The organism is Naasia sp. SYSU D00948 (genome assembly GCF_017916515.1).
Taxonomy (GTDB): domain Bacteria; phylum Actinomycetota; class Actinomycetes; order Actinomycetales; family Microbacteriaceae; genus Naasia.
The window spans coordinates 593653-620242 of the sequence record NZ_JAFMTA010000001.1 but is presented as its reverse complement, the minus strand read 5'-3'; the positions used below and the strand labels follow the sequence as shown (position 1 = coordinate 620242).

Annotated in this window: 29 protein-coding genes and 1 tRNA gene; 21 read left to right on the top strand and 9 right to left on the bottom strand. The window is 71.9% G+C overall.

Going from position 1 to position 26590, the window contains the following annotated elements:
* Positions 1-22 precede the first annotated feature (22 nt).
* A complete protein-coding gene (locus J3P30_RS02900) occupies positions 23-859 on the bottom strand; it encodes an aldo/keto reductase (RefSeq protein ID WP_210479438.1) in 837 nt (278 codons plus the stop codon).
* A 230-nt stretch (positions 860-1089) separates the two neighbouring features.
* The gene (locus J3P30_RS02895) at positions 1090-1503 is read right to left on the bottom strand and encodes an MmcQ/YjbR family DNA-binding protein (protein WP_246852694.1); all 414 of its coding nucleotides are present in this window, start codon (positions 1501-1503) and stop codon (positions 1090-1092) included.
* A gap of 98 nt (positions 1504-1601) precedes the next feature.
* Between J3P30_RS02895 and eno the strand changes: the two genes are divergently transcribed.
* The 8 genes from eno (at position 1602) to J3P30_RS02855 (ending at position 8538) form a co-directional block, all read left to right on the top strand.
* On the top strand, positions 1602-2882 hold the full coding sequence (gene eno, locus J3P30_RS02890; RefSeq protein ID WP_210479437.1) for a phosphopyruvate hydratase: 1281 nt from the start codon (positions 1602-1604) through the stop codon (positions 2880-2882).
* 17 nt (positions 2883-2899) lie between these two features.
* Positions 2900-3442 carry a septum formation initiator family protein gene (locus J3P30_RS02885; protein ID WP_307807375.1) on the top strand — a complete coding sequence of 181 codons (543 nt, stop codon included), beginning with the start codon at positions 2900-2902 and terminating at the stop codon, positions 3440-3442.
* Positions 3439-3978 (top strand): DUF501 domain-containing protein, encoded by a 540-nt coding sequence (locus J3P30_RS02880; RefSeq protein WP_210479436.1) that lies wholly within the window; start codon positions 3439-3441, stop codon positions 3976-3978. The genes J3P30_RS02885 and J3P30_RS02880 overlap by 4 nt, the downstream gene beginning before the upstream one ends.
* Complete coding sequence (locus J3P30_RS02875) at positions 3975-5249, top strand: S8 family serine peptidase (RefSeq protein WP_307807374.1); 1275 nt, start codon at positions 3975-3977, stop codon at positions 5247-5249. The genes J3P30_RS02880 and J3P30_RS02875 overlap by 4 nt, the downstream gene beginning before the upstream one ends.
* Before the next feature lie 49 nt (positions 5250-5298).
* Entirely contained in the window at positions 5299-6720 is a 1422-nt protein-coding gene (locus J3P30_RS02870) for an NAD(P)/FAD-dependent oxidoreductase (protein WP_210479435.1), read from the top strand.
* A gap of 5 nt (positions 6721-6725) precedes the next feature.
* A tRNA-Leu gene (locus J3P30_RS02865) sits at positions 6726-6800 on the top strand.
* A gap of 257 nt (positions 6801-7057) precedes the next feature.
* Entirely contained in the window at positions 7058-7624 is a 567-nt protein-coding gene (locus tag J3P30_RS02860) for a LemA family protein (protein WP_210479434.1), read from the top strand.
* A 32-nt stretch (positions 7625-7656) separates the two neighbouring features.
* Positions 7657-8538, top strand: a complete 882-nt coding sequence (locus J3P30_RS02855) for a M48 family metallopeptidase (RefSeq protein ID WP_210479433.1) — start codon at positions 7657-7659, stop codon at positions 8536-8538.
* Between the two features lie 198 nt (positions 8539-8736).
* Here the strand turns inward: J3P30_RS02855 and J3P30_RS02850 are convergent, their stop codons facing one another.
* Positions 8737-9936, bottom strand: coding sequence for a winged helix-turn-helix domain-containing protein (locus J3P30_RS02850; protein WP_210479432.1), 1200 nt, complete (start codon positions 9934-9936; stop codon positions 8737-8739).
* An 88-nt stretch (positions 9937-10024) separates the two neighbouring features.
* Here J3P30_RS02850 and J3P30_RS02845 point away from each other — a divergent pair, with 88 nt between their 5' ends.
* Positions 10025-11266 carry an AI-2E family transporter gene (locus J3P30_RS02845; protein ID WP_210479431.1) on the top strand — a complete coding sequence of 414 codons (1242 nt, stop codon included), beginning with the start codon at positions 10025-10027 and terminating at the stop codon, positions 11264-11266.
* Positions 11259-12506 (top strand): threonine ammonia-lyase, encoded by a 1248-nt coding sequence (gene ilvA, locus J3P30_RS02840; RefSeq protein WP_210479430.1) that lies wholly within the window; start codon positions 11259-11261, stop codon positions 12504-12506. The genes J3P30_RS02845 and ilvA overlap by 8 nt, the downstream gene beginning before the upstream one ends.
* 49 nt (positions 12507-12555) lie before the next feature.
* Here ilvA and J3P30_RS02835 read toward each other — a convergent pair whose 3' ends face one another.
* Both J3P30_RS02835 and J3P30_RS02830 read right to left on the bottom strand, forming a co-directional pair.
* Positions 12556-13296: a PspA/IM30 family protein gene (locus J3P30_RS02835; RefSeq protein ID WP_210479429.1), complete on the bottom strand. Its 741-nt coding sequence runs from the start codon at positions 13294-13296 to the stop codon at positions 12556-12558.
* A 46-nt stretch (positions 13297-13342) separates the two neighbouring features.
* Positions 13343-15424 (bottom strand): TPM domain-containing protein, encoded by a 2082-nt coding sequence (locus J3P30_RS02830; RefSeq protein ID WP_210479428.1) that lies wholly within the window; start codon positions 15422-15424, stop codon positions 13343-13345.
* A gap of 76 nt (positions 15425-15500) precedes the next feature.
* Between J3P30_RS02830 and J3P30_RS02825 the strand changes: the two genes are divergently transcribed.
* Positions 15501-16007 (top strand): ASCH domain-containing protein, encoded by a 507-nt coding sequence (locus J3P30_RS02825; RefSeq protein ID WP_307807373.1) that lies wholly within the window; start codon positions 15501-15503, stop codon positions 16005-16007.
* A gap of 38 nt (positions 16008-16045) precedes the next feature.
* Here the strand turns inward: J3P30_RS02825 and greA are convergent, their stop codons facing one another.
* The gene (greA, locus tag J3P30_RS02820) at positions 16046-16537 is read right to left on the bottom strand and encodes a transcription elongation factor GreA (protein ID WP_210479427.1); all 492 of its coding nucleotides are present in this window, start codon (positions 16535-16537) and stop codon (positions 16046-16048) included.
* A gap of 102 nt (positions 16538-16639) precedes the next feature.
* Complete coding sequence (locus J3P30_RS02815; RefSeq protein WP_210479426.1) at positions 16640-17062, bottom strand: DUF4307 domain-containing protein; 423 nt, start codon at positions 17060-17062, stop codon at positions 16640-16642.
* 24 nt (positions 17063-17086) lie between these two features.
* Here J3P30_RS02815 and J3P30_RS02810 point away from each other — a divergent pair, with 24 nt between their 5' ends.
* Positions 17087-17392 carry a hypothetical protein gene (locus tag J3P30_RS02810; RefSeq protein WP_307807372.1) on the top strand — a complete coding sequence of 102 codons (306 nt, stop codon included), beginning with the start codon at positions 17087-17089 and terminating at the stop codon, positions 17390-17392.
* A 23-nt stretch (positions 17393-17415) separates the two neighbouring features.
* Here J3P30_RS02810 and J3P30_RS02805 read toward each other — a convergent pair whose 3' ends face one another.
* Positions 17416-18153: a hemolysin III family protein gene (locus tag J3P30_RS02805; RefSeq protein ID WP_246852912.1), complete on the bottom strand. Its 738-nt coding sequence runs from the start codon at positions 18151-18153 to the stop codon at positions 17416-17418.
* A 137-nt stretch (positions 18154-18290) separates the two neighbouring features.
* On the opposite strand from J3P30_RS02805, the gene J3P30_RS02800 reads away from it, so the two are divergent.
* The 9 genes from J3P30_RS02800 to trxA all read left to right on the top strand — a co-directional run bounded on the left by J3P30_RS02800 (position 18291) and on the right by trxA (position 25174).
* Positions 18291-19076: an isoprenyl transferase gene (locus J3P30_RS02800; protein ID WP_210481837.1), complete on the top strand. Its 786-nt coding sequence runs from the start codon at positions 18291-18293 to the stop codon at positions 19074-19076.
* Between the two features lie 23 nt (positions 19077-19099).
* The gene (locus J3P30_RS02795; RefSeq protein ID WP_210479424.1) at positions 19100-20230 is read left to right on the top strand and encodes an aminotransferase class V-fold PLP-dependent enzyme; all 1131 of its coding nucleotides are present in this window, start codon (positions 19100-19102) and stop codon (positions 20228-20230) included.
* Between the two features lie 235 nt (positions 20231-20465).
* Entirely contained in the window at positions 20466-21782 is a 1317-nt protein-coding gene (locus J3P30_RS02790; protein ID WP_307807538.1) for a PhoH family protein, read from the top strand.
* Positions 21783-21879: 97 nt separating this feature from the next.
* Positions 21880-22428, top strand: coding sequence for a prepilin peptidase (locus J3P30_RS02785; protein ID WP_246852909.1), 549 nt, complete (start codon positions 21880-21882; stop codon positions 22426-22428).
* 87 nt (positions 22429-22515) lie between these two features.
* On the top strand, positions 22516-23061 hold the full coding sequence (locus J3P30_RS02780; RefSeq protein ID WP_210479422.1) for an OsmC family protein: 546 nt from the start codon (positions 22516-22518) through the stop codon (positions 23059-23061).
* Between the two features lie 121 nt (positions 23062-23182).
* Complete coding sequence (locus tag J3P30_RS02775; protein ID WP_210479421.1) at positions 23183-23671, top strand: Hsp20/alpha crystallin family protein; 489 nt, start codon at positions 23183-23185, stop codon at positions 23669-23671.
* A 53-nt stretch (positions 23672-23724) separates the two neighbouring features.
* Complete coding sequence (locus J3P30_RS02770) at positions 23725-24444, top strand: peroxiredoxin (protein ID WP_210479420.1); 720 nt, start codon at positions 23725-23727, stop codon at positions 24442-24444.
* Positions 24441-24734 (top strand): glutaredoxin family protein, encoded by a 294-nt coding sequence (locus tag J3P30_RS02765; RefSeq protein WP_210479419.1) that lies wholly within the window; start codon positions 24441-24443, stop codon positions 24732-24734. The genes J3P30_RS02770 and J3P30_RS02765 overlap by 4 nt, the downstream gene beginning before the upstream one ends.
* 2 nt (positions 24735-24736) lie before the next feature.
* Positions 24737-25174, top strand: a complete 438-nt coding sequence (trxA, locus tag J3P30_RS02760) for a thioredoxin (protein WP_246852693.1) — start codon at positions 24737-24739, stop codon at positions 25172-25174.
* Between the two features lie 7 nt (positions 25175-25181).
* Here the strand turns inward: trxA and J3P30_RS02755 are convergent, their stop codons facing one another.
* Positions 25182-26576, bottom strand: coding sequence for an aspartate ammonia-lyase (locus J3P30_RS02755; protein WP_210479417.1), 1395 nt, complete (start codon positions 26574-26576; stop codon positions 25182-25184).
* Between the last annotated feature and the right edge of the window lie 14 nt (positions 26577-26590).

Genomic DNA, 26590 nt, shown 5'->3' with positions numbered 1-26590 from the left:
ACTTCGACGGGATCGGCGAGCCTCAGTGACCGGTGACGTCCGAGTCGACGCCGGCGCCCGGGCCGCGGGAGAGGGTCGCGAGGCGGGACATGTCGTCCTCGGTCAGCTCGAACTCGAAGACGGCCAGGTTGTCGGCCATGCGCTGGCGGTTCGACGACTTGGGGATCGCGACGATGCCCTCCTGCACGTGCCAGCGCAGGACGATCTGCGCGGGAGTGCGTCCGTGCCGCTCGGCTAGCTCGGTGAGGACCGGGTCGGCGAGGAACTCCTGCACCCCGCCGCCGCCTCCGAGGGGGCTCCAGCTCTCGGTCACGATCCCGTGCTCGTGGTGGAAGCGGCGCTCCTCGACGCGCGGGACGCGGGGATCCAGCTGCACCTGGTTGACGGCCGGGACGACGTCCGTCTCCGCGAGGAGCCGCTCCAGGTGCGGGACCTTGAAGTTCGACACGCCGATCGCCCGGGCGAGGCCCTCGGCGTGCAGCCGCTCGTACGTCCGCCAGGTCGACACGTACTCGTCCCGCTGCGGCAGCGGCCAGTGGATGAGGAGCAGGTCCACGTACTCGAAGCGCATCCGATCGAGCGCCGCACGCAGGCCGCCGACCGCCCGGTCCTCGCCCTGGAACTCGCCGTCGAGCTTCGTCGTCACGAAGAACTCCTCGCGCGGGATGCCCGTGCGCCGGATCCCCTCCGCCACGCCGGCCTCGTTGGCGTACTTCGTGGCCGAGTCGATGTGCCGGTAGCCGAGCTCCGCGGCCGCGACGACGGCGTCGGCGACCTCCGCGTCGTTCATGGGCCAGGTTCCGAGCCCGAGCTGCGGGATGCCGGCGCCGGTGTTCAGGGGGATCGAGGGGATCGTCATCCTCCCATCCTGGCGCGAGTCGTATCCGGTGCGCCGGGGGGTTGTCCGCACGCTTCAGGGGCCCCCGACTGCGGAACGGCGTGTCGTCCTGAACCGCGCCGTAAACGCGACGCCCGTCCTGATGGGCGTCGAAAGTCCTGATCCGCGCAGAGGGCATCCGCGCAGAGGGCATCCGCACAGAGGGCATCCGCGCAGAGGGCATCCGCGCAGGGGGCGCCCGCGCAAGGGGATCAGCCGGAGGCGGCGCGACCCGCGCGCTCGTCCAGCTGGGCCACCAGGCGGCGCGGGGCGGTGTTGCGGTAGGACTCGTCCACGAGCTCCGCGACCTCCTGCCAGTCCACCGGGGCCGCGAGGAGGTCGAGTCCCATCCAGCCGCTCGGACCCATGTAGGCGGGCACGAAGAAGCGCGGGTCCTGGAGAAGCGCCAGTCGCGTGTCCGCGTCCGGATGGACGATGAGGCCGGACGGGAACATGCGTCGCTCGGGGCCGCTCGTGCCCCCGCCGAACACCGCGAACGCCGTCTTCACGCGGAACCACGGGCGGCCGAACGAGATCGTCTCGGTCGCGCCGGGCAGGGCCAGGCAGATGCGGCGGACCTCGGCGAGCCCGAAGTCGTCCTCGGTGAACATCAGCGGATGGGTCATCGCGCTCCTGCCGGTGTCGTGGCCGTACCGGACCCCGTCACTAGACTGCTGTGTCGGGCGGGCGACCGCCAGATCGCGACGACCTGAAGGAGCACTACGTGGCCAGCATCGACGCAGTTGGAGCCCGCGAGATCCTCGACTCCCGAGGCAACCCGACCGTCGAGGTGGAGGTGCTGCTCGAGGACGGAACCGTCTCCCGCGCCGCCGTCCCCTCCGGCGCATCGACCGGCGCCTTCGAGGCCTACGAGCTGCGGGACGGCGACAAGGGCCGCTACCTCGGCAAGGGCGTCACCAAGGCGGTCGAGGGCATCCTCGACGAGATCGGCCCCGCCATCGAGGGCATCGACGCGACCGACCAGCGCCTCGTCGACTCCACGCTCATCGAGCTGGACGGCACCGACAACAAGCAGCGCCTCGGCGCGAACGCCCTGCTCGGCGTCAGCCTCGCCGTCGCGAAGGCGGCCGCGGACTCCGCCGACCTCCCGCTGTTCCGCTACCTCGGCGGCCCGAACGCGCACGTCCTCCCCGTGCCGCTGCTGAACGTCATCAACGGCGGCGCCCACGCGGACAACGCCGTCGACATCCAGGAGTTCTTCCTGGTGCCGCTCGGCGCCGAGACCTTCTCCGAGGGCCTTCGCTGGGGCGTCGAGACCTACCACGCGCTGAAGAGCGAGCTGAAGGCCCAGGGCCTCGCGACCGGCCTCGGCGACGAGGGCGGCTTCGCGCCGGACCTGCCGAGCAACCGGCACGCGCTCGACCTCCTGCTCCGTGCGATCGAGAAGGCCGGGTACACGCCCGGCACGGACATCGCGCTCGGCCTCGACGTCGCGAGCACCGAGTTCTTCGAGAACGGCGTCTACCGCTTCGAGGGCAAGGAGCTCTCCTCCGCGGAGCTCACCGCGTACTTCGCCGAGCTCGCGGGCGCGTATCCCCTCGTCACGATCGAGGACCCGCTCGCGGAGGACGACTGGGCCGGCTACGCCGAGCTCACCGCTCAGCTCGGCGACAAGCTGCAGATCGTGGGCGACGACCTGTTCGTCACGAACCCCACCCGCCTCGGCCGCGGCATCCAGGAGAGCGTCGGCAACTCGATCCTGGTCAAGGTGAACCAGATCGGCACGCTCACCGAGACCCTCGACGCGGTCGCCCTCGCGCACCGCAGCGGCTACTCGGCGATCCTCTCCCACCGCTCGGGCGAGACCGAGGACACGACGATCTCGCACCTCGCGGTGGCCACGAACTGCGGTCAGATCAAGACCGGTGCGCCTGCCCGGAGCGAGCGGGTCGCCAAATACAATGAGCTGCTGAGGATCGAGGAGGAGCTGGACACCCAGGCGGTCTACGCCGGGCGCTCCGCCTTCCCGCGCTACACCGCCTGAGCCGGAAGGGGGACAGCGTGCCCCGCCGCCCTCCCGGACACGACGCGCCTCCCGCCGGCCGCGGTGCCCCGCACCGCTCCGACGGGCCGGCCGTGCCGCACCGGCGCGCCGTGCAGGACGCCGCGCGGACCGCGACCGCCGAGTCGTGGCTGCGCGGCATCCACCTCTCCGGCTTCTCGATCCTCGTGCTCGGCATCGTGATCCTCGCCATCGTGGTGCTCGCGCCGAGCGTGCGCGTGCTCGTCGAGCAGCGGCAGCAGATCGCGGAGCTCCGCGCGAGCCTGGAGGAGCAGGAGCAGACCGTCGAGGACCTCACCGAGCAGCGCGCCCGCTGGGACGACCCCGCGTACATCAAGGCCCAGGCGCGCGACCGCCTGTTCTACGTGATGCCGGGCGAGTACCCGTACCTCATCATCGACGACGTCACCGCGGAGGGGCTCGCCGACCCGGAGCCCGCGAGCGCGGACCTCCAGCAGACCAAGGTGGACTGGGCGTCGTCCCTCCTGTCGTCCTACTTCGCGGCGGGGCTGAGCGACGCGCCCGTCGAGGACGAGGGATGACCCGGCCCCCGTTCCCGCCGCCCGCACCGATCGACATCCGGCTCGTGTCCGAGCAGCTCGGCCGACCGGCGCGGGACGTGCTCGGGATCGCGGCACGGACCGCGTCGGGGGAGCCGACCGTCGTCGCCACGGCGCCCCGCCTCTCCGATGGCACGCCCTTCCCGACCCTGTACTACCTGACGCATCCCGCCGCCACCGCGGCCATCTCGCATCTCGAGGCGGAGGGTCTCATGCGGGAGCTCAACGAGCGCCTCGAATCGGATCCCGAGCTCCGCGACCGCTACCGCGCGGCGCACGAGGCCTATCTCGCCGACCGGGAGAGCATCGCGTCGGTGCCGGAGATCGCGGGGATCAGCGCGGGCGGGATGCCGCACCGGGTCAAGTGCCTGCACGCGCTCGCCGCGCACTCGCTCGCGGCGGGTCCGGGCGTGAACCCGATCGGGGATCTCGCGCTCGAGCTCGCGGACTGGAGTCCCGACGACGTCGGGGAGGCCGCAAGCGCGGAGGACGGCGAGCACCGCTCCGAGGAAGCGTGAGGCGCTCCGCCCGCTGCAGGGCAGCGATCCTCGCCGTGGCGGCCGGGCTCGCCCTGGCGCCCGCAGGCCCGGCCCGCGCCGACATGGTCCGCGACCTCGAGTACTGGCTCGACGACTACGGGATCCGGGAGGCGTGGAACACGACCCGGGGCGCCGGCGTCACCGTCGCCGTCATCGACTCCGGCATCGCACCCGTGCCCGAGCTCGCCGGCGCGGTCCTCGGCGGCACGGACGTGTCCGGGCTCGGGGAGCCGGACGGCCGGACGCCGGTCGGCCAGGGGTCCGAGCACGGCACCCTCGTCGGCACGATCCTCGCGGGGCGCGGGACGGGCGAGGGCGACGGGATGATCGGCGTCGCGCCGGAGGCGACGCTGCTGTCGGTGTCCGTCGGCTTCGACGCCGGCACCGCGGACGTCGAGGAGCAGATCGCCGAGGCGGTGCGCTGGTCGGTCGACAACGGCGCCGACGTCATCAACATGTCGCTCACCACGAACACGCTCGACTGGCCGGAGAGCTGGGACGACGCGTTCCTGTACGCCTTCGAGCACGACGTCGTCGTCGTGGCGGCGGCCGGCAACCGCGGATCCGGCACGGACGTCGTCGGGGCGCCGGCGACCATCCCGGGCGTCGTGGCCGTCGCCGGAGTCGACCGCGAGGGGAACGCCAGCTTCGACGCCTCGAGTCAGGGCATCACCATCGCCGTCGCTGCGCCGAGCGAGGAGCTGGTCGGGATCACGCCCGACGGCGACCCCGTCTACTGGTCGGGGACGAGCGGCGCCGCCCCCATCGTGTCCGGGGTCGTCGCCCTCATCCGCTCCGCGCATCCCGAGCTCGACGCGGACGACGCGATCAACCGGCTCATCCGGACCGCCACGCCCAAGGGGGAGCCCGTGCCCGGGCCGATCTACGGGTACGGGCTGGTGAACGCCGCCGCGGCCGTGACCGCCGACGTCCCGCCGGTCGACGCGAACCCCCTCGCGGTGCCCTACGACCTCGAGAAGTGGATCACCCTGTACCGCCAGGCGGAGTCCCCGGTGCCGCTCCCCGACGAGGACGAGGAGGACGAGGAGGCCGCGGCGCCCCCGCCGGAGGAGCCCCGGGCAGCGGATCCGGTGGACCTGCTCCCCGTCTGGCTGCGCCAGGCGCTGCCCACGACGGCCGTGCTGACGGACGCCGTCCTGCCCCTCGGGGTGCTCGGCGGCTTCGCCGCTCTGCTCGCCGCGGGGGTCGTCGGCACGGTGCGGTCGATCAGGCGGACCGGACGCAGGTAGTAGCCTTGGTGAGTCTCAGGCGAGAACGACACAAGGAGAGAGCAGGACTGTGCCCAGGATCCTGATCGTCGGCGGCGGCTACGCCGGGTTCTACACAGCGTGGAAGCTCGAGAAGCATCTCGCCAAGGGTGAGGCGGAGATCGTCGTCGTCGATCCGCTCCCGTACCTGACCTACCAGCCGTTCCTCCCCGAGGTCGTCGGCGGCAACGTCGAGCCGCGTCACGCGGTCGTCTCCCAGCGCAAGCACCTGAAGCGCACGACGGTGATCACCGCGAAGGTGACCCAGATCAACCACTCCGCGCGCACCGCGACGATCACCCCCGAGGTCGGCAGCCCCTGGGACATCACCTACGACATCATCGTCGTCACCGCCGGCTCGGTCAGCCGCACGTTCCCGATCCCGGGCGTCGCCGACCAGGCGATCGGCCTCAAGGCGATCGAGGAGGCCGTGGAGATCCGCAACCGGATCATGACGAACTTCGACAAGGCCGCGACGCTTCCTCCGGGGCCCGAGCGCGACCGGCTGCTCACCTTCATCGTCGTCGGCGGCGGCTTCGCGGGGATCGAGGCGTTCGCCGAGATGCGCTCGCTCGCCAGCGCGCTGCTCAAGGTGTACCCGCAGCTCACCTTCGACGACACCCACTTCCACCTGATCGAGGCGATGGGCCGGATCATGCCGGAGGTGTCGCTCAAGACGAGCCACAAGGTGCTGAAGAACCTCGCCGAGCGCGGCGCGTTCGTGCACCTCGACACCCAGCTCACCTCCGCCGTGGACGGCGTCTGCCAGCTGTCGACGGGCGAGAGCCTGGAGTCGGACGTCATCGTGTGGACGGCCGGCGTCATGGCGAGTCCGATGCTCAAGAACACGGACCTGCCCGTGGAGCAGCGCGGGCGTCTCCGGGTGCGGGCCGACCTGCGGGTCGAGGGCGACGACGGCATCGTCGAGGGCGCCTGGGGCGCCGGCGACGTCGCGGCCGTGCCGGACATCACCGGCGGCGGCGTCGGCGGCTTCTGCGTCCCGAACGCCCAGCACGCGGTCCGCCAGGGCAAGCGCCTCGCGAAGAACATCGCGGCCACCCTGCGCGGGGAGCTGCCGCAGGACTACCGGCACGAGAACCTCGGCGCGGTCGCGGGCCTCGGCCCGGGCCACGGCGCCTTCCAGTCCGGCAAGATCGGCCTCACCGGCCCGATCGCCTGGCTGATGCACCGCGGCTACCACGGCCTCGCGATCCCGACCTGGGAGCGCAAGATCCGGGTGATCGGCAACTGGGTGATGGGCTTCGTGCTCGGCCGCGACATCGCGCCGATCGAGAACCTCGACAACCCGCGCGCGTTCTTCCAGGAGTTCGCGTCCCGCCCGAAGCCGGCTCCGCAGGAGTCGCCGAAGCAGACGGACACGACGAAGGACAAGCTGCCCGGCGCGGAGGGCATGTCCGCCCCGGTGTACGCGACGCCGAGCAAGGGCACGTAGGGTCCGCCCCCGTAGCCCAATCGGCAGAGGCAGACGACTTAAAATCGTTCCAGGTGTGGGTTCGACTCCCACCGGGGGCACCGTTCCGGCACGGCCCGGCGTCGCCCTGTGCGCCGGCCGCGCCCTGCCGACGCGTCCCTCGCGCTCAACAGGCGGAATCGCCCGAAACAGGCTCTACGTCGGCGTGTCCTCCTGTTGGAGGACACGAGTGCCTGTCGAGCGCGAGCCCGCCGCCTCCGCTAGCACATCTCGAGGGTGCCGATGGGGGGTTGCGGCGAGGCTCGCAGGGCCCTGAGAGTCCGCGGTCGGCCGGGGGTGCGTCGCTATAGTGACGCTCATGGAAATCCTGATCCCGATTCTCATCGTGGTCGCCCTGCTCCTCATCGGAGGCATCTACCTGTGGGCCACCTACAACTCGCTGGTGAGTCTCGGGGTCCGGGTCGACGAGGCGTGGAGCGACATCACGGTGCAGCTGAAACGTCGGGCCGACCTGATCCCCAATCTCATCGAGTCGGTGAAGGGATACGCCTCCCATGAGCGCGGCGTCTTCGAGGACGTGACGCGGGCGCGGGCGGAGACGCTCAGTGCCAGCACTCCCGCGGAGGCCGGCGCCGCCGAGAACCACATGCAGGCCGCCCTGAAGAGCATCTTCGCGGTCGCGGAGGCCTACCCCCAGCTCCAGGCGAGCCAGAACTTCCTGCAGCTGCAGAGCGAGCTCGTCGACACCGAGGACAAGATCCAGGCCTCGCGCCGCTTCTACAACGGCGGTGTCCGCGAGCTGAACACGAAGATCAAGATCTTCCCCAACAACCTCTTCGCACGCTCCCTCGGCTTCAGCGAGCGGGAGTTCTTCGAGGTCACGGAGCCGGCGGCGATCGCAGAGCCGCCGCGGGTCCAGTTCTGACCCGCCGGGCCAGAGGCGGCCGGTAGGTCGTCGTGTACCGTGCCATCGCGCGCAACAAGCGCAACACCGTCCTCATCCTGCTGGTCTTCGTCGTCCTCCTCGGCGGACTCGGGCTGCTCGCGCAGTACGCCTACGGTCGCCCGGGGGACTGGTCGATCGCGATCCTCGTGGTCGCCGGTGCGACGCTGTACGCGCTCATCCAGTACTTCCTCGCGGACAAGCAGGCGATCGCGATGAGCGGCGCCGTCGGCCCGATCACCAAGGCCGACGAGCCCCGGCTCTACCGGACCGTCGAGAACCTCTCGATCGCGACCGGGACGCCGATGCCGAAGATCTACGTCGTCCCGGACCCCGGCCCCAACGCGTTCGCCACCGGTCGGGACCCGCAGCACGCGATCGTCGCCGCCACGACCGGGCTGCTGGAGCTCCTCGACGACGACGAGCTCGAGGGCGTCATGGCGCACGAGCTCGGCCACGTGCGCAACTACGACATCCGCGTCTCGCTCGTCGTGTACGGGCTCGTGGTGGCCGTCGGCATCCTCTCCGACATCCTGCTGCGGATGGCCTTCTTCGGCCGGGGCCGCAACAACAACCCGGTCGTGCTCGTGTTCGGCCTCGTCGCGATGCTCGTGGCGCCGCTGGTCGCGACCCTGGTCCAGCTCGCGATCTCGCGGCAGCGCGAGTACCTCGCCGACGCGACCGCCGCCCTGACGACGCGCTACCCGGACGGGCTCGCCCGCGCCCTCGCCAAGCTCGAGGCGTACGGGCAGCCGCTCCGCCGCCAGAACTCGTCGATGGCGCACCTCTGGATCGCGAACCCGCTCAAGCCGGGCGGTCTCGACCGCCTGTTCAGCACCCACCCGCCGATCGCCGAGCGCATCGAGCGCCTGCACCGGATGGGCGGCAGCTTCTAGCCGAGCGCCGGCATCCCTCCTCGCGCTCAACAGGCGGAATCGTCGTCGACAGGCTGAGCGGCGTCGTGTCCTGCTGTTGAAGGGGTCCGGTGCCTGTTGAGCGCGAGTGCCTCGAGTGCCTGTTGAGCGCGAGGGGTGCGGTGGCTGTTGAGCGCGAGTGCCTGTTGAGAGCGGGAGCGCGCCGAGCGGAAGGTCGGGTCAGCCGAGGGCGGACGCGAGCGCCGGCGCCAGGGTGCCGCGCGGCTCGACCGCGACGTCGCCGAGGCCCTGCCACGCCGCCGCCTCGCGGAGCAGGGCCGCGATGCGGTCCGCCGCGTCCTCCGCCGTGCCGTCCTCCGACCACGCGGCCTGCACGCGGAGGACTCCCGCCTGGCGGTCGCTCTTGAGGTCGAGCCGGCCCACCAGCTCGCCGTCGACGAGGACCGGGAGGACGTAGTAGCCGTACCGCCGGCGCGGCGCCGGTGTGTAGATCTCGATGCGGTAGTGGAAGCCGAACATGCGCTCCGTCCGCGACCGCTCCCACACGACGGGATCGAAGGGCGAGAGCAGGGCCGCTCCCTCCATGCGTCGCGGGATGCGGGCGTCCCGGTGCCGCCACGCGCGCACGGGGCGGCCCTCCCGCTCCCAGCCCCGCACCTGCACCGGGACGATGTCGCCCGCGTCCTCGAGCTCGCCGAGCGCCACCTGCACCTCGGGTCCGCGCAGGCGGTAGTAGTCCGCCAGGTCCCGGGCGGTGCCGACGCCGAGCAGCGCTGCGGCTCGCCGCAGCAGCTCACGGTAGGCGTCCCCGCGGGGCACCTCGGCGGAGAGGATCCGGTCGTCCAGCACCTGCTCCGCCAGCGCGTATCGGCGCTCGAACCGGGTCCGGCCGGCGCTCGTCACCTCTCCCCACCAGAAGAGGTACTCGAGGCCCTCCTTCACGTCCGACCAGCCCCACCAGGGTCCGCGCCGGACGTTGGCGTCGTGCTCGATCTCGCTGGCCGCCATCGGGCCCTTCTCCGCAAGCTCGGCCCGCAGCCAGTCGAGCATCTCGCCGTTGGCCTGCACCCAGGGCTCGGACGCGTGCTTCTCCCGGTAGGCCCGCATGCGCCAGCGGAAGAGCGGCCAGGCGTCGATGGGGATGAAGCAGGCCACGTGCGCGAGGTACTCGACATAGGCGCTGCGCGGGGTGAACAGCAGCCGGTCGAGGACCGCGCGGTCGTAGGCGCCGAGCCGGGCGAACACCGGGAGGTAGTGGCTCCGCTCGAAGACGTTGACCGAGTCGATCTGGAGCAGACCGAGGCGCTGGATCAGGTGATTCAGCTGCCGGGTGCCGACGGAGGCGGGACGCTCGCGGCCGAAGCCCTGCGCCGCGAGGGCGACGCGGCGCGCCTGAGCCGCGCTCATCGTCTCGACCACGCTTCGACCCTAGCCACCCCCACCGACGCGCCCCCTCCGCGCCTCGCAAGCCCCGACACGCCGGGGGGAGCATCCCTAGACTGGGGCGATGGCTTTCGGTCGCAGCAGAGGTGTCGCGTCCCGGGACGCCGTGCCGCAGGAGGATCCGGTCGAGCAGCCGAGCGCCGGCGCGGTCCCGGCCGAACCGGAGGCCGACCGGAGCGACCCAGGGGCCTCCCTGGTCGCGGGCCGCCGAGCCGACCGGCACGACACGGTCCCGCCCGGGATGCGCATCGCCGCCGCCTGGTCCTGGCGCGTGCTCGCGATCGCCGGAGCCCTGGCTCTGCTGATCTTCCTCGTCATCCAGCTGCGCGAGATCGTGATCCCGCTGCTGATCGCCGTCCTCCTCGCAGCTCTGCTCGTGCCCCTGGTCCAGTTCCTCCGCAGGCACGGCTGGCCGAAGTGGCTGGCCGTCGCCGTCGCCGAGATCGGGACCCTCGTCGCGATCGCCGGACTCATCTACCTCGTCGTCACCTTCGTCGCCCGCGGTTTCGACGACCTGCGGCAGCGCAGCGTCGAGTCGTTCGAGCAGTTCCGGGACTACCTCGTCACGTCGCCCTTCCAGATCTCGGAGGCCGAGCTGGACGCCTACATCGCGCAGGCGATGGAAGCGATCCAGCGCGACAGCCAGGTCCTGCTCACGGGGGCCCTCTCAGTCGGCGTCACCCTCGGCCACGTCCTCACCGGATTCCTGCTCGTCCTCTTCAGCACGCTCTTCCTGCTGATCGACGGCAAGGGGATCTGGCACTGGGTGGTCCGGCTGTTCCCGCACCGCGCCCGGGCGGCGGTGGACGGAGCGGGACGGGCCGGATGGCTCACGCTCGGCAACTTCGTGCGGGTGCAGATCCTCGTCGCCTTCATCGACGCCGTCGGGATCGGGCTCGGCGCCTTCATCCTCCAGGTCCCGCTCGCCATCCCCATCGCCGTCCTCGTCTTCCTGGGCTCGTTCATCCCGGTGGTCGGCGCCTTCGTCACCGGGGCCCTCGCGGTGTTCATCGCGCTCGTCTACAACGGCCCGGTCCCGGCGCTGATCATGCTCGGCATCGTGCTGCTCGTGCAGCAGCTCGAGGGTCACGTGCTCCAGCCGCTCATCATGGGCAGCGCCGTGAAGGTGCACCCGCTCGCCGTCGTCCTCGCGGTGGTGGCGGGAGGGATCCTGGGCGGGATCCCCGGCACGCTGTTCGCGGTGCCGATCGTGGCCACACTGAACGTCATGATCAAGTACGTGGCCCAGGGAAGCTGGCGGTCCAACCCCAAACCCGAGCTCGAGGACGTCGTACCCGATGCGTGACACCCAGCCCGTCCCGGTCTACGCCGGTCCCGGGCTCACCGACTTCGAGCGCGCCCGCACGGTGGTGTCCGCCGTCGCGCAGCACACGCCGATGGAGGATTCGCACTTCCTCGGCGACGTGCTGGGCAGCCGGGTGCATCTGAAGTGCGAGAACCTGCAGCGCACCGGCTCCTACAAGATCCGCGGCGCCTACTACCGGCTGTCCCGGCTGAGCGAGGACGAGCGCCTCCGCGGCGTGGTCGCCGCATCCGCCGGGAACCACGCGCAGGGCGTCGCGCTCGCCGCCCGCGAGCTGGGGATCCGGGCGACGATCTTCATGCCGCTCGGCGTCCCGCTGCCGAAGCTGCAGGCCACCCGCTCGTACGGCGCGGAGGTGATCCTTCAGGGCCACACGGTCGACGAGCCCCTGCGCGCGGCGGCCGAGTACGCGGAGAAGACCGGCGCGGTCCTCATCCCGCCGTTCGACCACCCCGACGTCATCACCGGGCAGGGCACCCTCGGCCTGGAGATCCTCGAGGACGTTCCGGATGTCGACACCATCGTCGTCCCGATCGGCGGCGGCGGCCTGATCGCCGGGATCGCGAGCGCGATCAAGCAGAAGGCCGAGCGCCCGGTGCGCATCATCGGGGTCCAGGCGGAGAACGCCGCCCCGTATCCGCCGTCGATCGCGCGGGGCGAGCCGGTCGTCATCGAGATCGCCCCCACCATCGCCGACGGCATCGCGGTGTCGCGTCCCGGCATCCTGAACTTCGAGATCATCCGCGACACGGTCGACAGCGTCGTGACGGTGAGCGACGACGAGACCGCGCAGGCCCTGGTCGTCCTCCTCGAGCGGGCGAAGCTCGTCGTCGAGCCCGCCGGCGCGGTCGGCGTGGCGGCGATCCTGAGCGGCAAGATCGCGGGGAATCTCGGCACGACCGTGGTGCTGCTCTCCGGCGGGAACATCGATCCGCTGATGATGGAGCGCGTCATCAGCCGCGGCCTCGCGGCGTCCGACCGCTACCTCACGCTCCGCATCGGCCTCCCCGACCGGCCGGGTCAGCTCGCCGTCATCTCCCGGCTGATCGCGGACGCCAACGCGAACGTCGTCGAGGTCCTGCACACGCGCCACGGGAAGGGCCTGCAGATCAGCGAGGTCGAGCTCGAGGTGAGCGTCGAGACCCGCGGACACGATCACGCGACCCTCGTGGTCGAGACGCTGCGCAAGGCGGGGTACTCCCCGAGGATCGCCGGACCCTGAACACGAGGACGGGGGCGCGGCCGACGCCGCGCCCCCGTCCTTCGCCGTGTCAGCTGCCGGAGGTCACGGCCTTCGGCTGCCCGCCCGCCTTGAGAGCGGCGAGCCGCGCCTCGACCTCCGCCATCTCGCCGAGGTCCTCGAGGCTCTCGAACTGGGCGTCCAGGCTCGAGGCCGAGAGCTCCTGCTGGCCGCGCACGCGGGCCTCCTCGCGGCGCACCTTCTCCTCGAAGCGGCTGACCTCGCTCGTGGGGTCCATGATGTCGATCGACTTGAGGGCGTCGTGCACCTGGGCCTGCGCCTGCACCGTCTTCTGGCGGGCGACCAGCTCGTCGCGCTTCGCGGTCAGCTCGCCGAGCTTCTCGCGCATCTTCTGCAGGCCGGACTTGAGTCGCTCGACGACCTCGGTCTGCGCGGCGATGTTCGGCTCCGCCGCCCGCGCCTCGCTCTCGGACTGCACCTGCCGGCCCAGCGCGACCTTGGCCAGGTTGTCGAACTTGTCGGCGCCCGCCGTGTCGCCCGCCGCCCGGAGCTCGTCCGCCTTCTGGCTCGCGGCGAGGGCCTTGCGTCCCCACTCCTGCGCGTTCTGCACGTCCTCGCGGTGGTCGTCCTCGAGCAGGCGCAGGTTGCCGATCGTCTGCGCGATCGCGTTCTCCGCCTCCGCGATGCTCGCCGTGTAGTCGCGCACGAGCTGATCGAGCATCAGCTGCGGGTCCTCCGCCTGGTCGATCAGGGCGTTGATGTTCGCCCGGGCCAGCTGCGCGATCCGGCCGAAGATGGTCTGCTTCGCCATGGTTCCTCTCTTTCCTGTGGATCTTTCCGGTGATGGATCGTTCGCTCTAGAAGCGCCCGCCCCCGCCCCGGCGTCCGCCGGAGCCCCCGAATCCCCTCGAGCCGCCGAAGCCGCCGCCGCCGCCCCGGAACCCGCCTCCGCCGAAGCCGCCCCGGCGGGAGCCCCCTCCGCCGAATCCGCCGCCGAAGCTCCCGCCGAAGCCGCCCCCGCCGTACCCGCGGCTGCGGCCCCCGCCGCCCAGCATGCCGCCGATGATCCCGCCGAGGATCGCGCCGGTCATGTCCCCGCCTCTGCCGCCGTACGTCGCGGTCGGCATGCCCGTGCTGTAGAAGTCGGCCACGTCGCTCTGGGCGGACTGCATCGCGCTGGAGGCGAGCGTGGACGCGGACTGCGCGGCCGCGAGCGACGCCTCCGGATCGATGGCCGCGCTGCCCTGCGCCTGCGCGAGGTACCGCTCCGCCTCGGCCAGGCGGGTGCGTGCGCCCGGCCCGACTCCGCCGCGGCGCGTGGTGATGAAGTCGCGCGCGGACTGCACCTGAGCCGCGGCCGACGGGAGGGCCCGCTCGAGCGCCGCCCGAGCGCGCTGCTCCCGCTGCGCGCGCTCGCGGACCGGCGCGAGGGCCGCGTCGATCCGCTGCTCGGCCCCGGTGATGCGCGTCAGCGTGCCGAGCGGGTCGCGCTGGGCGGTCGCTGTGGCGGCGAGCGCCTGCTGCGCCTCCACGACGGCGGTCTCCAGCTCGGGCACGGACGCCCGTGCCTCGGGTCGCAGGCGGGACGCCTCCTCGACGTCCTCGCGCAGGGCGGTGACGGCGGGGGTCAGCTTGCCGGCCGCGGCCTCGAGCTCGCCGCCCGCGCGGTCCACGGCGTCGAGCAGCTGCGCGGCCTGACCGAGGGACTGCTGGGCGCTCCGGACGGACAGCGCGGCGGCGCCGGCCTTGCCCGCCCGGATGCTCTCGGCGGCGCGGGTCCCCTCGGTCGCGGCGAAGGCGAGCAGCTTGCGCGCCTGCTCCGGGTTGTCCGCGACGCTCGCGAGAGCCGTCTCGTCGTAGCGGCTGCGCAGCGCTGCGAGCGCCGCCTCCGCGGCATCGACGCGAGGGCTGAGCCGCTCGGCCTCCGCGGTCATCGCTTGCAGCGCCTGCGGGGCGTTCCGGCCCAGCTGCCGCAGCTCGTCGAACGCCTCCGACTGGTCGTCGAGCTCCTTGTCCGCCTGCTCGCACAGCGCGATGAGCTGCATCGTCAACTCGCGGCGCTGCTCGGGCGTCTCGGGCTCCGCATCGTCGAGCCGCTGCCGGATCCGGAACGCCTCCCGCACCTTCCCGCGGGCGGACTCGACCGCCGCGGCGAAGGGCGCGGTCTGCTCCGCGCCGAACTCGGCCTCGGCGAAGCCCAGCTCCTGCTCGCTGGTCTTCAGCGCGTCGTCGAGCTCCACGAGGAGGGCCCCGGCGCGCAGGTCGAGCTGCTTCTGGTCCTGCTCGCGGCTCTGGGCGACGGCCCGGTTCCGCCGGGCCCGCACGACGCGGAGGACGATCACGACGACGAGGACGAAGCCGCCCAGGATGAGCAGCGTCGGGAGGAAGTTGAACGACGGTGCGGCGGCGCCGCCCGTTCCACCTCCGCCTCCGCCACCGCCGGTGAGCGCAGCCTGGAGGCCCTGCGCCGCCCCGACGGCCCCGCCCGCCCAGTCCCCGGCGCCGAGCCGGGGGACGATGTGCTCGCGCTGGATCTCGTCCAGCTGGGCGTCGGTGACGGGCATCTCCTGGTCGACGGTGAAGCGGTACTGGCGGTCCTCGACCGCGACGACGAGCAGGGCGTTGTCGCTGCCCAGGCCGTTGAGGAGGGCGACCTCGTCGCTCCACGCGGCGAGGTCCGTCGGAGAGGTGGGCGTGTCGATGTAGGCCACGAGGAGGGTGACGCCGGTCTCCTGCTGCAGGGTGTCCACCGCCCGCTGGACCTCGGACTCCTCGCCCGCGCCCAGGATGCCGGCCTGGTCGACGATGTCGGAGCCGCCGAAGTCCACCGGGTCGACGGCGTGCGCGGGCGCGGCGGGAGCCAGGAACAGGACAGCGACCATGCAGGTCAGGAGGAGGCGCACCCACGCGGGCGCGCGTCTCACCTCATTCGGTGCCACGCCCCCACAGTATCGAGCCGGTCCGCGGGCGGCATCGGGTTGCGGCGGTCCGGAGGCTCTGCCACATTCGGTGCCCGTGCCCGAATCGCCGCCCGCCGTCCCGATCGACCGCGCGTCCGCCGAGGGGATGTGGAACGCATACCGGGAGAGGCATGCGGCGGACACCGAAGGCGAGGGCTTCCCCTACGTCGACGTGTTCGGGGACTCGCCCTCGCTGGCCGAGGAGCTCCTGGGCCTGGTGCTCGCCGGCACGAAGCGGGCGACGGCCTCCCTCGTCCGGGACTTCCGCGATGACGGCGAGGCCCTGCCGCGCATCGGCGAGCACTGGATCGTGTGCGACGGGTCCGGGCAGGCCGCGCTCGTGGTCCGGACGATGGAGCTCCGGCTCGGCCCCGCGGAGAGCGTCGACGACGCGTTCGCCTGGGATGAGGGCGAGGGCGACCGGACCCGCGACGACTGGCTCGCGGGCCACTCGCGCTACTGGAGCCGCACCGAGGCGGCGAAGGGCCGCGTCTGGGACCCCTCCGCAGACGTGGTCTTCGAGCGGTTCCGGGTGGTGTGGCCGCCCGAGCACGCCGACTGACCGCGTCTCCGCCGGCTGCGTTCCCAGGCGGACGGCCGTCAGCGGCCGGAGTAGGGCTCCACCTTGAGGACCTCGACCGGGATGGAGCGCCCGTTCGGGGCGGTGTAGGAGATCGACGAGCCGACCTTCTGCCCGAGGATCGCCTGCCCGAGGGGGCTCTGCTCGCTGTAGACGTCGAGGTCGCTGTCGCCCGCGATCTCCCGGTTGCCGATGAGGAACGTGCTCTCCTCGCCGGCGATGGTGGCGGTCACGACCGAGCCGAGCCCCACGACGTCCGTCGAGGTGGGAGCCTGGCCGACCTCGGCGCTCCGGAGCAGCTGCGTCAGCTGGCGGATGCGGGCCTCGATCTTGCCCTGCTCCTCCTTGGCGGCGTGGTAGCCGCCGTTCTCGCGCAGGTCGCCCTCCTCGCGGGCCTGCTCGATCCTCTTGGCGATCTCGGTCCGGCCCGGTCCCGACAGCTGCTCGAGCTCGGCCGAGAGCCGGTCGAAGGCGTCCTGGGTCAGCCAGGTGACGTGGGTTTCCTGAGACATGGGGTTACTCCTGAAAGGGAAGGGGGCTCGCGGCGAGGAAGGCGGAGCCGTCAGGCCCTCGCACGGGGCGACAGCGCCCATGGCGAAGGCGAAGCAAACACGTTACGGGAGCCAGCACTCCGAGATCAAGCCCGTCGTGGCGGGGGAGACGATCCGGATCGTCTCCGCGAAGGGGCGGGTGCGCTCCTCGGATGCGGGGATGTCGACGACCTTCCAGCCGACGATCTCGTAGCGCTCGTCGAGCGCGTGGACCGCGCACCGGGTCGCGGTCCCCGGTTCGACCGTGAGCTCCCAGCGGATGCGCACCTGGTCGTCGCCGATCTTCTGGTAGCCGATGTCCCGGGCCTGCAGGACGTCGCCGGTGCCGTCCAGTCCCGCCCACACGACCCAGGCGGCGAGGACCGCCGCGAATCCGGCGGCCGCGGTGATGCCGAACCAGCGCCTGCGACGCCGCGCGCGAGGGGTGCGGCCGTACCGCGCGTCGAGGTCCGACGGCGCGCTCGCCGGCTCCACTGTTGACGTCACGTCGCTCCTGCCCCGCGGATTAGTGTGGGATCCACGCTACAAGGCGCGGCTGAAGCCGGGCCGGAAGGACCGATCGCCCTGAGCATCCTGCTCGCGTCGCTCGCCGCGACGCCGACCCCGCCTCCCGAGTTCGACGAGAACCTCGTCACGCCCGGACCGTGGGGCTTCATCATCATCCTGTTCATCGCGGTCGTCACGATCCTCCTCATCCTCGACATGACGAGGCGCGTCCGCCGGACCCGCTACCGGGCAGAGGTGCGGGAGCGGCTCGAGCGCGAGCAGGCGCCCGAGCAGGCGCAGGAGCAGGACGACCCGCCGAAGGGCGCGTAGCGCGCCGTCCGCGGTCCCGGCTCTCAGCGGTTGTACGCGGGCTCGAGAGCGATGAGCAGCGTGGCGGCCCAGTGGCAGCCGAACGCGAGCACCGTGCAGGCGTGGAAGATCTCGTGGAACCCGAAGCGCCCGGGCAACGGGTTGGGCCTCTTCAGTGCGTAGACGACGGCTCCGCCGGTGTAGAGGAGCCCGCCGATCAGGACGAGCGTCATCATGGTCGCGCCCGTGTCGAACAGGTCGCCCATGAACAGGACTGCGGCCCAGCCCAGCCCGACGTAGATCGGCACGTAGAGCCAGCGCGGCGCGTGGATCCAGAACACCCGGAAGCCGATGCCGAGCAGCGCCCCGCCCCAGACGAGGGAGAGCAGGAGCAGCCCCTTGTCCGGCGGCAGCGCGAGGAGCGACAGCGGCGTGTAGGTGCCCGCAATGAGCAGGAAGATGTTGGCGTGGTCGATCCGCTTGAGCAGTCGCTTGGTGCGCGGCTTCCAGTCGAACCGGTGGTACAGCGCGCTGTTGCCGAACAGCAGCAGCGATGACGCCATGAAGACCGCGGAGGCCGCCTTCGCGACCTCGCCCTGAGCCGCGCCGATGAGGACGACCCCGAGCACGAGAGCGAGGGGGAAGGTGCCGGCGTGGATCCAGCCGCGCCAGGTCGGCCTCGCCTCGAGGGGATGCTCGACCGCGTCCTCGACGAGGGGGAGGTTCGGCAGCCCGGCGCCCGGCTCCCGGTCCGCGCGCGAGGCCTCCGCCTCGCTGTCCATCGGGGACTCCGGACTCCCGCCGTCCTCCCGCAGGGAAGCACTGTCCTCGGTCATCGGCCTCAGCGTACCGGCCGTTCGAGGGCGCGGCGGCGCCGCCTCGGCGGCTCGGCCCGACCGGGAGGACTAACGTGGGAAAGGTGCTCCGAGGGCAGAAGAGGGCGCCGCGAAACCCGGTGTACGCGCTGTACCAGCGCCGCATCCGCAGAGCCCTCGACCCCGAGACGCTGCCGCATCACCTCGCGATGATCCTCGACGGGAACCGGCGCTGGGCGCGGCAGGTGGGACTGGAGACGGCCGCCCACGGGCATCGGGCGGGCGCCGAGAAGATCCGCGAGTTCCTCGTCTGGTGCGACGACCTCGGCATCCAGATGGTCACCCTCTACCTGCTCTCGACGGACAACCTGACCGCGCGGGACAGCGACGAGCTGCGGGCACTCGTGGAGATCATCGGCGACCTCGCCGAGGACCTCTCCCACTACCGGAACTGGCGCGTGAAGCACGTCGGGACCACCGCGGGCCTGCCGGAGGAGCTCGTGCGCACCCTGGCGGCCGCCGAGAAGCGCACCGAGGGCAGGACCGGTCTGCACGTCAATCTCGCCGTCGGCTACGGCGGGCGCAGCGAGATCGCGGCCGCGATGCGCAGCATCGTCGCGTCCCACCACCTGCAGGGCGGCAGCATCGAGGACCTCGTCGAGATCCTCACGCCCGAGCTGATCGGCGAGCACCTCTACACCGGCGGCCAGCCGGACCCCGACCTCGTCATCCGGACCTCCGGCGAGCAGCGCCTGTCGGACTTCATGCTGTGGCAGAGCGCGCACAGCGAGCTCTACTTCGTCGAGGCCCTCGGCCCGGACCTGCGGGAGGTCGACTTCCTCCGCGCGCTCCGCGACTACGGCCAGCGCCACCGCCGCTTCGGCGGCTAGCCCCGTCCTAGGCTGGCCGGAGCATGAGCGCACTGGACACGTACCTCGCGGGGTTCACCGAGGAGCCGGGCTTCCTCGACTACGGGGCGTTCGGTCCCATGTCGGCCGCGGTGGCCGCGGAGATGGACTGGCAGCGTGAGGTCCTCGCCCGAGCCCGGTTCGGCTCCACCGCGGCGCTGCTCGAGCAGGACGGCCGGGCGCGCGCGGCGCTCGCGGACGCGCTGGGGTTCCGGCCGGACCAGGTGGTGCTCCAGCCGAACACGAGCACGGCGCTCATGCACGCGATGTTCGGCCTCACCGGCGGCATCCTCCTGTCGCCGGCCGAGTTCCCGAGTCTCCCGTTCGCCGCGGTCCGCGCCGAGCAGTCCCTCAGCGTGACCGCGCCGATCTGGCTGGAGACGGACCACGGCCGCGTCACTCCGGGTCAGATCCGCGACCAGCTCACCTCCACGACGGTCGCGGTGGCGGTGAGCCTCGTCGACGCCCGCACGGGCTTCGTCGCCGACCTCGAGGGGATCCGCGACGTGATCGGCGACCGGGTCCTCGTCGTCGACGCCGTCCAGGGCTTCGGGGCGGTCGACGCTCCGCTGGAGCTCGCGGACATCGTGGCGGGCGGCGGCCAGAAGTGGCTCAGGGCGGGGTGGGGCACCGGCTACCTCGCGCTCAGCGACCGCGCCGTCGAGCGCCTCACGCCCGTCTTCTCGGGCTATCCCGGCACGTCCGAGGAGGACGTGATCCCGTGGGACGAGGTCCCGCCGCCCATCCGTGCGGCCGCGGCCTTCCGGGTCAGCGGACCGGACCCGCTCGCAGCGGCCCGCCTCGCGGCGGCGGTGGAGGAGGTGACCGAGGTCGGCATCCCGGTCATCGCGGAACGGGTCGCCGAGAACGCGCTGCGGGTCATCGAGCTCGCGGACGAGTACGCGCTGACCGTCGTCTCCTCCCGGGATCCCGCGGAGCGCGCCGGCATCGTCGTCCTGGAGCCTGACCCCGACCAGCTCACCGCGCTGACCGCCGCGCTGCACAACCAGGGCGTGGCGGTGACCTCCCGGCAGGGCCGGGTGCGCGTGGCGCCGCACGCCGGCACCACCGAGGACACCTTCGCCGCCCTGCGGGCCGCGCTCACCGACTACGCGACGAGCGGGCGGCTCCGCTGACCGGACGTCATCTGACCGTAACGAAACCGGGGTGTGTCGGTTCCACCGGTGTCGCACCCGATGCGTAGCGTTCCTGCCATCAGGTACGGCACCTGATCGGAACGGCCACATCCAGTACGTTTCGCGACGTCCCACCGTGGCCGTCCCGCTGAGCGAGCGCGGGCTCCCCGCGCTCGAGGTGGGAGGAAACGTGGCCCAGGCTGCCCGTTCGAAGTCCGCGGCGGAAGCGCCGGCGATCCAGGAAGGGCAGGTCGGCCAGGCCGAGCGCACGTTCGTGCTCGACACCTCCGTGCTCCTGTCCGATCCGAAGGCCGTCTTCCGCTTCGCGGAGCACGCCGTCGTCCTTCCGGTGATCGTGGTCACCGAGCTCGAGGCGAAGCGCAACGACCCCGAGATCGGCTACTTCGCCCGGCAGGCGCTGCGCAACCTCGACGACCTCCGCCTCCAGCACGAGAGACTCGACTTCCCCATCGCGATCGGCGACGAGGGCGGCAGCCTGCGCGTCGAGCTGAACCACTCGAACCTCTCCGTCCTGCCGTCCGGCCTGCAGCTGAGCGACAACGACTCGCGGATCCTCGCCGTCGCCCTCAACCTCAAGAACGAGGGCCTCGACGTCGTCGTGGTCTCCAAGGACCTGCCGATGCGCGTGAAGGCGGCGTCCATCGGGCTCGCCGCGGAGGAGTACCGCGCCGAGCTCGCGCACGATCCGAGCTACACCGGCCTGGCCGAGGTGGCGCTCAGCGGGGCGCAGATGAGCGACCTCTACGAGCGGGAGCGACTCACCACGTCGCAGGTCGACGGACTCCCCGTGAACACGGGACTCGTCGTCTCGTCGGAGCGCGGCTCCGCCCTCGGCCGGGTCACCCGCGCCGGCGAGCTCCGCCTGGTCCGCGGCGACCGCGAGGTGTTCGGCCTGCACGGCCGCTCCGCCGAGCAGAGGCTCGCGATCGACATGCTGCTCGATCCGTCCATCGGGATCGTGTCCCTCGGCGGCCGTGCCGGGACCGGCAAGTCCGCTCTCGCCCTGTGCGCCGGACTCGAGGCGGTCCTCGAGAAGCAGCAGCACCGCAAGATCATGGTCTTCCGCCCGCTCTACGCGGTGGGCGGGCAGGAGCTCGGCTTCCTCCCCGGCGACCAGTCGGAGAAGATGACGCCCTGGGGCCAGGCGGTGTTCGACACCCTCGGTGCGCTCGTGTCGCAGAACGTCCTCGACGAGGTCGTCGACCGGGGCATCCTCGAGGTCCTGCCGCTCACGCATATCCGGGGGCGCTCGCTCCACGACGCGTTCGTGATCGTCGACGAGGCCCAGTCCCTCGAGCGGAACGTGCTGCTCACCGTGCTGAGCCGCGTGGGCCAGAACTCGCGGGTCGTCCTCACGCACGACGTCGCACAGCGCGACAACCTGCGCGTGGGCCGCCACGACGGCGTCGCGAGCGTCATCGAGACGCTGAAGGGCCACCCGCTGTTCGGTCACATCACGCTCACCCGCTCGGAGCGCAGCGCGATCGCCGCCCTCGTGACGGAGATGCTGGAGTCGAACGAGCTCGCGTAGCCGGTTCCGCAGGGGATCAGCCGGATCCCTGCCGGCAGAGGAGGTGTGGAGAGCGGGCGCGGCGGCGGCGCCCGCTCACTAGGGTCGCCGCGTGACGATGAGGGCCGCCGTCCTGGTGCGCGAGGAGCGTCCGTGGCGCCCGGGGCTCCTCGCCTGGCAGGCCCCCGTCGCGATCGTGCTGCTCGCCGTCGGAGTCGCGGGCGCTCCGCCGCTGCTCCTGCCCGCCGTCGCATGGCTCGCTGTGACGACACCGGAGCTCGTCCGCGTCGACCTCGCCGAGCACCGCCTGCCGGATCGGCTCACCCTGCCGGGATACCCGCTCGCGCTCGCCGGCATCGCGGCGGCCGCGTCGGCGGGCGTGCCGGCCGTGCCGGCGGTGCTCGCGGGAGCGGCGTACCTCGCCCTCTTCCTCCTGCTGAGTGCCGGCGGTGGCATGGGCATGGGTGACGTGAAGCTCGCGGGCGTGCTGGGGCTGGTGCTCGGAGCCGTGGGCGTGGCGGCGTCCCTCGGCGCCCTCCTCCTCGCGTTCGTCGCCGGGGGCTGCGTGGCGATCGTGATGCTCGCGCGCGCCGGGCGAACGGCGCGGGTCGCGTTCGGGCCGTTCCTTCTCGGCGGCTTCTGGGCCTCCCTTCTCCTTCTCTCCTGACGTCCGCGGCACTCGCGACGCCCCCGGCACTTGCGATTGCCGCCGCGGCGGAGAAACCTGGCCTTTCAGGCAGCGAAGGAGCAGCCCATGGACCAGGAGCAGATCGCGGCCAACATCCGGCGGGCGCGGAGCTATCTCCGCACGCTTCCGGCGATGGCGCAGATGCAGGACCCGCCTGCGCGCGCCACCATCGCGCACGACCTCATCATCCGGATCAGCGGGCCGGACGGGCTGCCGAAGGAGCTCCTCGCCGGGATCGGCGGGACCTCGGAGGTGCCGTCGCCCAGCTGGTTCTTCCGTGCGGCCCTGGCGAGCCAGGTGGCCATGTTCATCGCGATGCGCTCGGCCGAGGAGAGCGCGGTCCTCGAGGACCTCGAGGTCGTGGTGCACGCGGAGACCGACGATCGGGGCGCCCTCGGCATGGACGAGGAGATCCCGCCCGGGCCGCTCTCCATGACCATCACCGTGCGCTACTCCCGCTCGAGCGCGGACGAGGACACGACCCGCCGCATCATCGATTGGGCGGTGGCGCACTCGCCGGTGCACGACGCCGTCACCCGCAGCGTCCCGGTCACCGTCGCCATCGAGAAGAGCGCTCCGGCGGGCGAGGAAGCGTCGAACCTGCGCTCCTGACCAGCCTTTCTTCGAGTTCGCTGAGAACGCTGTAAGCGGGAATATTGGCGCACCGCCGCGCGTCACTGCTCTCAGAACTGAACAGAGGTCACTCGCCACGAGAGTGAAAGGAGACCAAGCAATGGCGATGTTCTTCGATCCCTTCCAGGAGCTGGACCGGCTCACCGGCGCCCTCTACCGCCGGGCGGCCTCGGGCATGGCGATGCCGGTCGACCTCTACCGCGAAGGGGATCACTTCGTGCTCAACGCCGACCTCCCGGGTGTAGACCCGGGTTCGGTTGATGTGTCCGTCGACGGCCAGACCCTGACCCTCCGCGCGCAGCGCACCGTCCGCGGTCTCGAGGGGGTCGAGTGGCTGACCCGGGAGCGGCCGGACGCCTCGTTCGTGCGGCAGTTCACCCTGGGTGACGGCATCGACGCGGACAGCATCAGCGCGCACTACACGAACGGCGTCCTGAGCGTCGTGATCCCCGTGGCGGAGCAGGCGAAGCCCCGCAAGATCCAGATCGCCACCGGGCAGACCGGACAGCGGAGCGTGGAAGCCGGCTCCGGCTCCCAGGAGGAGCGCCAGGCGCAGCCCGCGCAGCAGAGCGGGCAGGCCGGCGCCTAATCCGATCGGCGGCGGGCGGGGGAACCCCGCCCGCCCTTCCTCTTCCATCGATCATGAGCACTGTCGATCTCCCCTTCTCGGACACGCGGCTGCACCAGCTCGAGGAGCGCTTCGCCGAGCTGGAGCCGCAGATCTCGGACTCGCCCGTGCGCGAGTCGCTCTCGGTGCTGCACGCCCTCGTCGGCGAGGCGATCCGGCGGGCCCACCCGGATGCGGTGGAGAAGACGCCGGGCGATGTGGCGGACCTCTGGCGGACCGCGCCGCCGATGCGGGGCGAGCGCCGGAACGAGGGTCTTCCCGTCGGCGCTCCCGCTCCCGACTTCACCCTTCCTGACGCTCGCAACCAGCCGGTCTCGCTGTCCGACTTCCGCGGCACGCCCGTCGTGCTCGTGTTCTACCCGCTCGACTGGAGCCCCGGGTGCAGCCAGCAGCTCGAGCTCTACCAGCAGGAGCTCGACGAGTTCGCCTCGCGCGGCATCGCCCTGCTGGGCATCTCGGTCGACTCGATCTACAGCCATGGAGCCTGGGCCGCGGTCCGCGGGCTGACGTTCCCGCTGCTGTCCGACTTCGCTCCCAAGGGGGAGGTCGCGCGGCGCTACGGCGTCTGGCGGGACGCGGACGGCTTCAGCGAGCGCGCCCTCTACCTCGTGGACGGGGAGGGCGTGATCCGGTGGGCGCACGTGTCGCCCGAGCTGCACCATCTTCCCGATATCTACGAGCTTCTGGACGCCCTCGACAGGGTCCGGGGACAGCAGGAGGTGATCCCCACATGACGATGCTCGGCGCCTACGCCGATCGGCGCGCTGCTCCGGCGGTTCCCATCGCCGTCTACGGCAACCGCTGGTGCGGCATCAGCCAGATGATCCGGCGCGCCCTGGAGCGGGCCGGCATCGACTACGCCTACGTCGACCTCGATCTGCACCCCGACGCGGAGCGCAAGCTCTCGTACCTCGCCGGGGGAGACCTGCACACCCCGGTCGTGTACATCGACGGCGAGTGGCTGATGGAGCCCAGCCTGCGTCAGGTCCAGCAGGCCCTCGCCCGGCACGGAGTATGGATGTGAGCATGGCGTCCCTCGTCGAATGCCCCGGCTGCGGACGCCGCAACCGCGTCCCCGTGTCCGCGAAGGGCCGCCTGCGCTGCGCGAACTGCCATGCCGACCTGCCGTGGCTCGTGGACGTCGGGGACGACACGTTCGCGGAGGCCGTCGAGCAGAGCCGCCTGCCGGTGCTGGTCGACGTCTGGGCGCCGTGGTGCGGCCCCTGCCGGATGGTCGGCCCGATCGTCGAGCAGCTGGCCCGGGATCGGGCCGGGACGCTCAAGGTGGCGAAGGTCAACTCCGACACGTCCCCCGCGGTGTCCGCCCGCCATCGAGTGACCAGCATCCCCACGCTGCTCCTCTACGCGGGCGGCAAGGAGGTGGCGCGGGCCGTCGGCGCCCGCCCGGCGGGCGAGCTGCGGCGCTGGCTCGACGCGAACCTGGAGAGGGCCCCGGTCGGCTGAGCCCGGCTCAGCCCGGGTGCGTCATCGACAGGACGTCGAGCGCCGTGTCGAGCTGCTCCTCGGTCACCTCGCCGCGCTCGACGAAGCCGAGGTCGACGACGGCCTCCCGGATAGTGAGCCCCTTCGCGACCGCGTGCTTGGCGACCTTCGCGGCGGCCTCGTACCCGATCACCCGGTTCAGCGGGGTCACGATCGACGGCGACGACTCAGCGAGAGCGCGGGCTCGCTCGGCGTTCACCTCGAGCCCGTCGACCGTCTTGTCGGCGAGGAGCCGCGCAGCGCTCGAGAGGAGCCGGATCGACTCCAGCAGCGCCGTGCCCATGACCGGGATAGCGACGTTGAGCTCGAAGAAGCCCGAGGCGCCCGACCAGGCGATGCTCGCGTCGTTGCCGACCACCCGGGAGGTCACCATGAGGACCGCCTCGGGGATCACCGGGTTCACCTTGCCCGGCATGATCGACGAGCCCGGCTGCAGGTCGGGGATGTGCAGCTCGCCCAGGCCGGTGTTCGGTCCGGAGCCCATCCAGCGGATGTCGTTGCAGATCTTCGTGAGGCTCACCGCGAGGACGCGCAGCGCCCCGGACGCCTCGACGAGCGCGTCCCGCGCGCCCTGCGCCTCGAAGTGGTCCTCGGCCTCCGTAATCGGCAGCCCGGTGTCGTCGGCGAGGATCGCGATCACCTTCTGCGGGAAGCCGCGCGGCGTGTTGATCCCGGTGCCGGTCGCGGTGCCGCCGAGCGGCACCTCCGCGACGCGGGGGATCGTGGCCTCGACGCGCTCGATGCCCAGGCGGATCTGCCGCGCGTAGCCGCCGAACTCCTGGCCGAAGGTGACCGGCGTCGCGTCCATGAGGTGGGTGCGGCCCGGCTTCACGACGTCCTTCCACAGGGCGGCCTTCGCCTCGAGCGCGGACGCGAGGTGCGACAGCGATGGCACGAGCCCGCGCAGGAGCGCCTCCGTGACCGCGACGTGCACCGATGTCGGGAAGACGTCGTTCGAGGACTGCGACGCGTTCACGTGGTCGTTCGGGTGCACCGGCGAGCCGAGGTCCGCCGACGCGAGCGACGCGAGGACCTCATTCATGTTCATGTTCGAGGACGTGCCGCTGCCCGTCTGGTACACGTCGATCGGGAACTGGTCGAGGTGCTCGCCGGCGATGATCCGGTCGGCGGCGGCAACGATGGCGGAGGCCACCTCCGGCTTCAGCACCCCGAGCTCGCCGTTCACCAGGGCCGCGGCCCGCTTGATGCGGGCGAGCGCGACGATCTGCGCCTCCTCCAGGCTGTCCCCGGAGATCGGGAAGTTCTCGACCGCCCGCTGCGTCTGCGCGGCGTACAGGGCGCTCTTCGGCACCCGCACCTCGCCCATGGTGTCGTGCTCGATGCGGTACTCGCTATCCACCACTGCGTGGCTCCCTC

What these genes read in the sequence shown, in the direction of transcription:
- J3P30_RS02860 (WP_210479434.1), top strand. Translation starts at nt 7,058, where the DNA reads ATGGAAATCCTGATCCCGATTCTCATCGTGGTCGCCCTGCTCCTCATC.
- J3P30_RS02805 (WP_246852912.1), bottom strand. Translation starts at nt 18,153, where the DNA reads ATGGACAGCGAGGCGGAGGCCTCGCGCGCGGACCGGGAGCCGGGCGCC.
- J3P30_RS02880 (WP_210479436.1), top strand. Translation starts at nt 3,439, where the DNA reads ATGACCCGGCCCCCGTTCCCGCCGCCCGCACCGATCGACATCCGGCTC.
- J3P30_RS02895 (WP_246852694.1), bottom strand. Translation starts at nt 1,503, where the DNA reads ATGACCCATCCGCTGATGTTCACCGAGGACGACTTCGGGCTCGCCGAG.
- trxA (WP_246852693.1), top strand. Translation starts at nt 24,737, where the DNA reads ATGGCGTCCCTCGTCGAATGCCCCGGCTGCGGACGCCGCAACCGCGTC.
- J3P30_RS02775 (WP_210479421.1), top strand. Translation starts at nt 23,183, where the DNA reads ATGGCGATGTTCTTCGATCCCTTCCAGGAGCTGGACCGGCTCACCGGC.
- greA (WP_210479427.1), bottom strand. Translation starts at nt 16,537, where the DNA reads ATGTCTCAGGAAACCCACGTCACCTGGCTGACCCAGGACGCCTTCGAC.
- J3P30_RS02780 (WP_210479422.1), top strand. Translation starts at nt 22,516, where the DNA reads ATGGACCAGGAGCAGATCGCGGCCAACATCCGGCGGGCGCGGAGCTAT.
- J3P30_RS02795 (WP_210479424.1), top strand. Translation starts at nt 19,100, where the DNA reads ATGAGCGCACTGGACACGTACCTCGCGGGGTTCACCGAGGAGCCGGGC.
- J3P30_RS02845 (WP_210479431.1), top strand. Translation starts at nt 10,025, where the DNA reads ATGGCTTTCGGTCGCAGCAGAGGTGTCGCGTCCCGGGACGCCGTGCCG.
- J3P30_RS02900 (WP_210479438.1), bottom strand. Translation starts at nt 859, where the DNA reads ATGACGATCCCCTCGATCCCCCTGAACACCGGCGCCGGCATCCCGCAG.
- J3P30_RS02765 (WP_210479419.1), top strand. Translation starts at nt 24,441, where the DNA reads ATGACGATGCTCGGCGCCTACGCCGATCGGCGCGCTGCTCCGGCGGTT.
- ilvA (WP_210479430.1), top strand. Translation starts at nt 11,259, where the DNA reads ATGCGTGACACCCAGCCCGTCCCGGTCTACGCCGGTCCCGGGCTCACC.
- J3P30_RS02770 (WP_210479420.1), top strand. Translation starts at nt 23,725, where the DNA reads ATGAGCACTGTCGATCTCCCCTTCTCGGACACGCGGCTGCACCAGCTC.
- J3P30_RS02835 (WP_210479429.1), bottom strand. Translation starts at nt 13,296, where the DNA reads ATGGCGAAGCAGACCATCTTCGGCCGGATCGCGCAGCTGGCCCGGGCG.
- J3P30_RS02785 (WP_246852909.1), top strand. Translation starts at nt 21,880, where the DNA reads ATGAGGGCCGCCGTCCTGGTGCGCGAGGAGCGTCCGTGGCGCCCGGGG.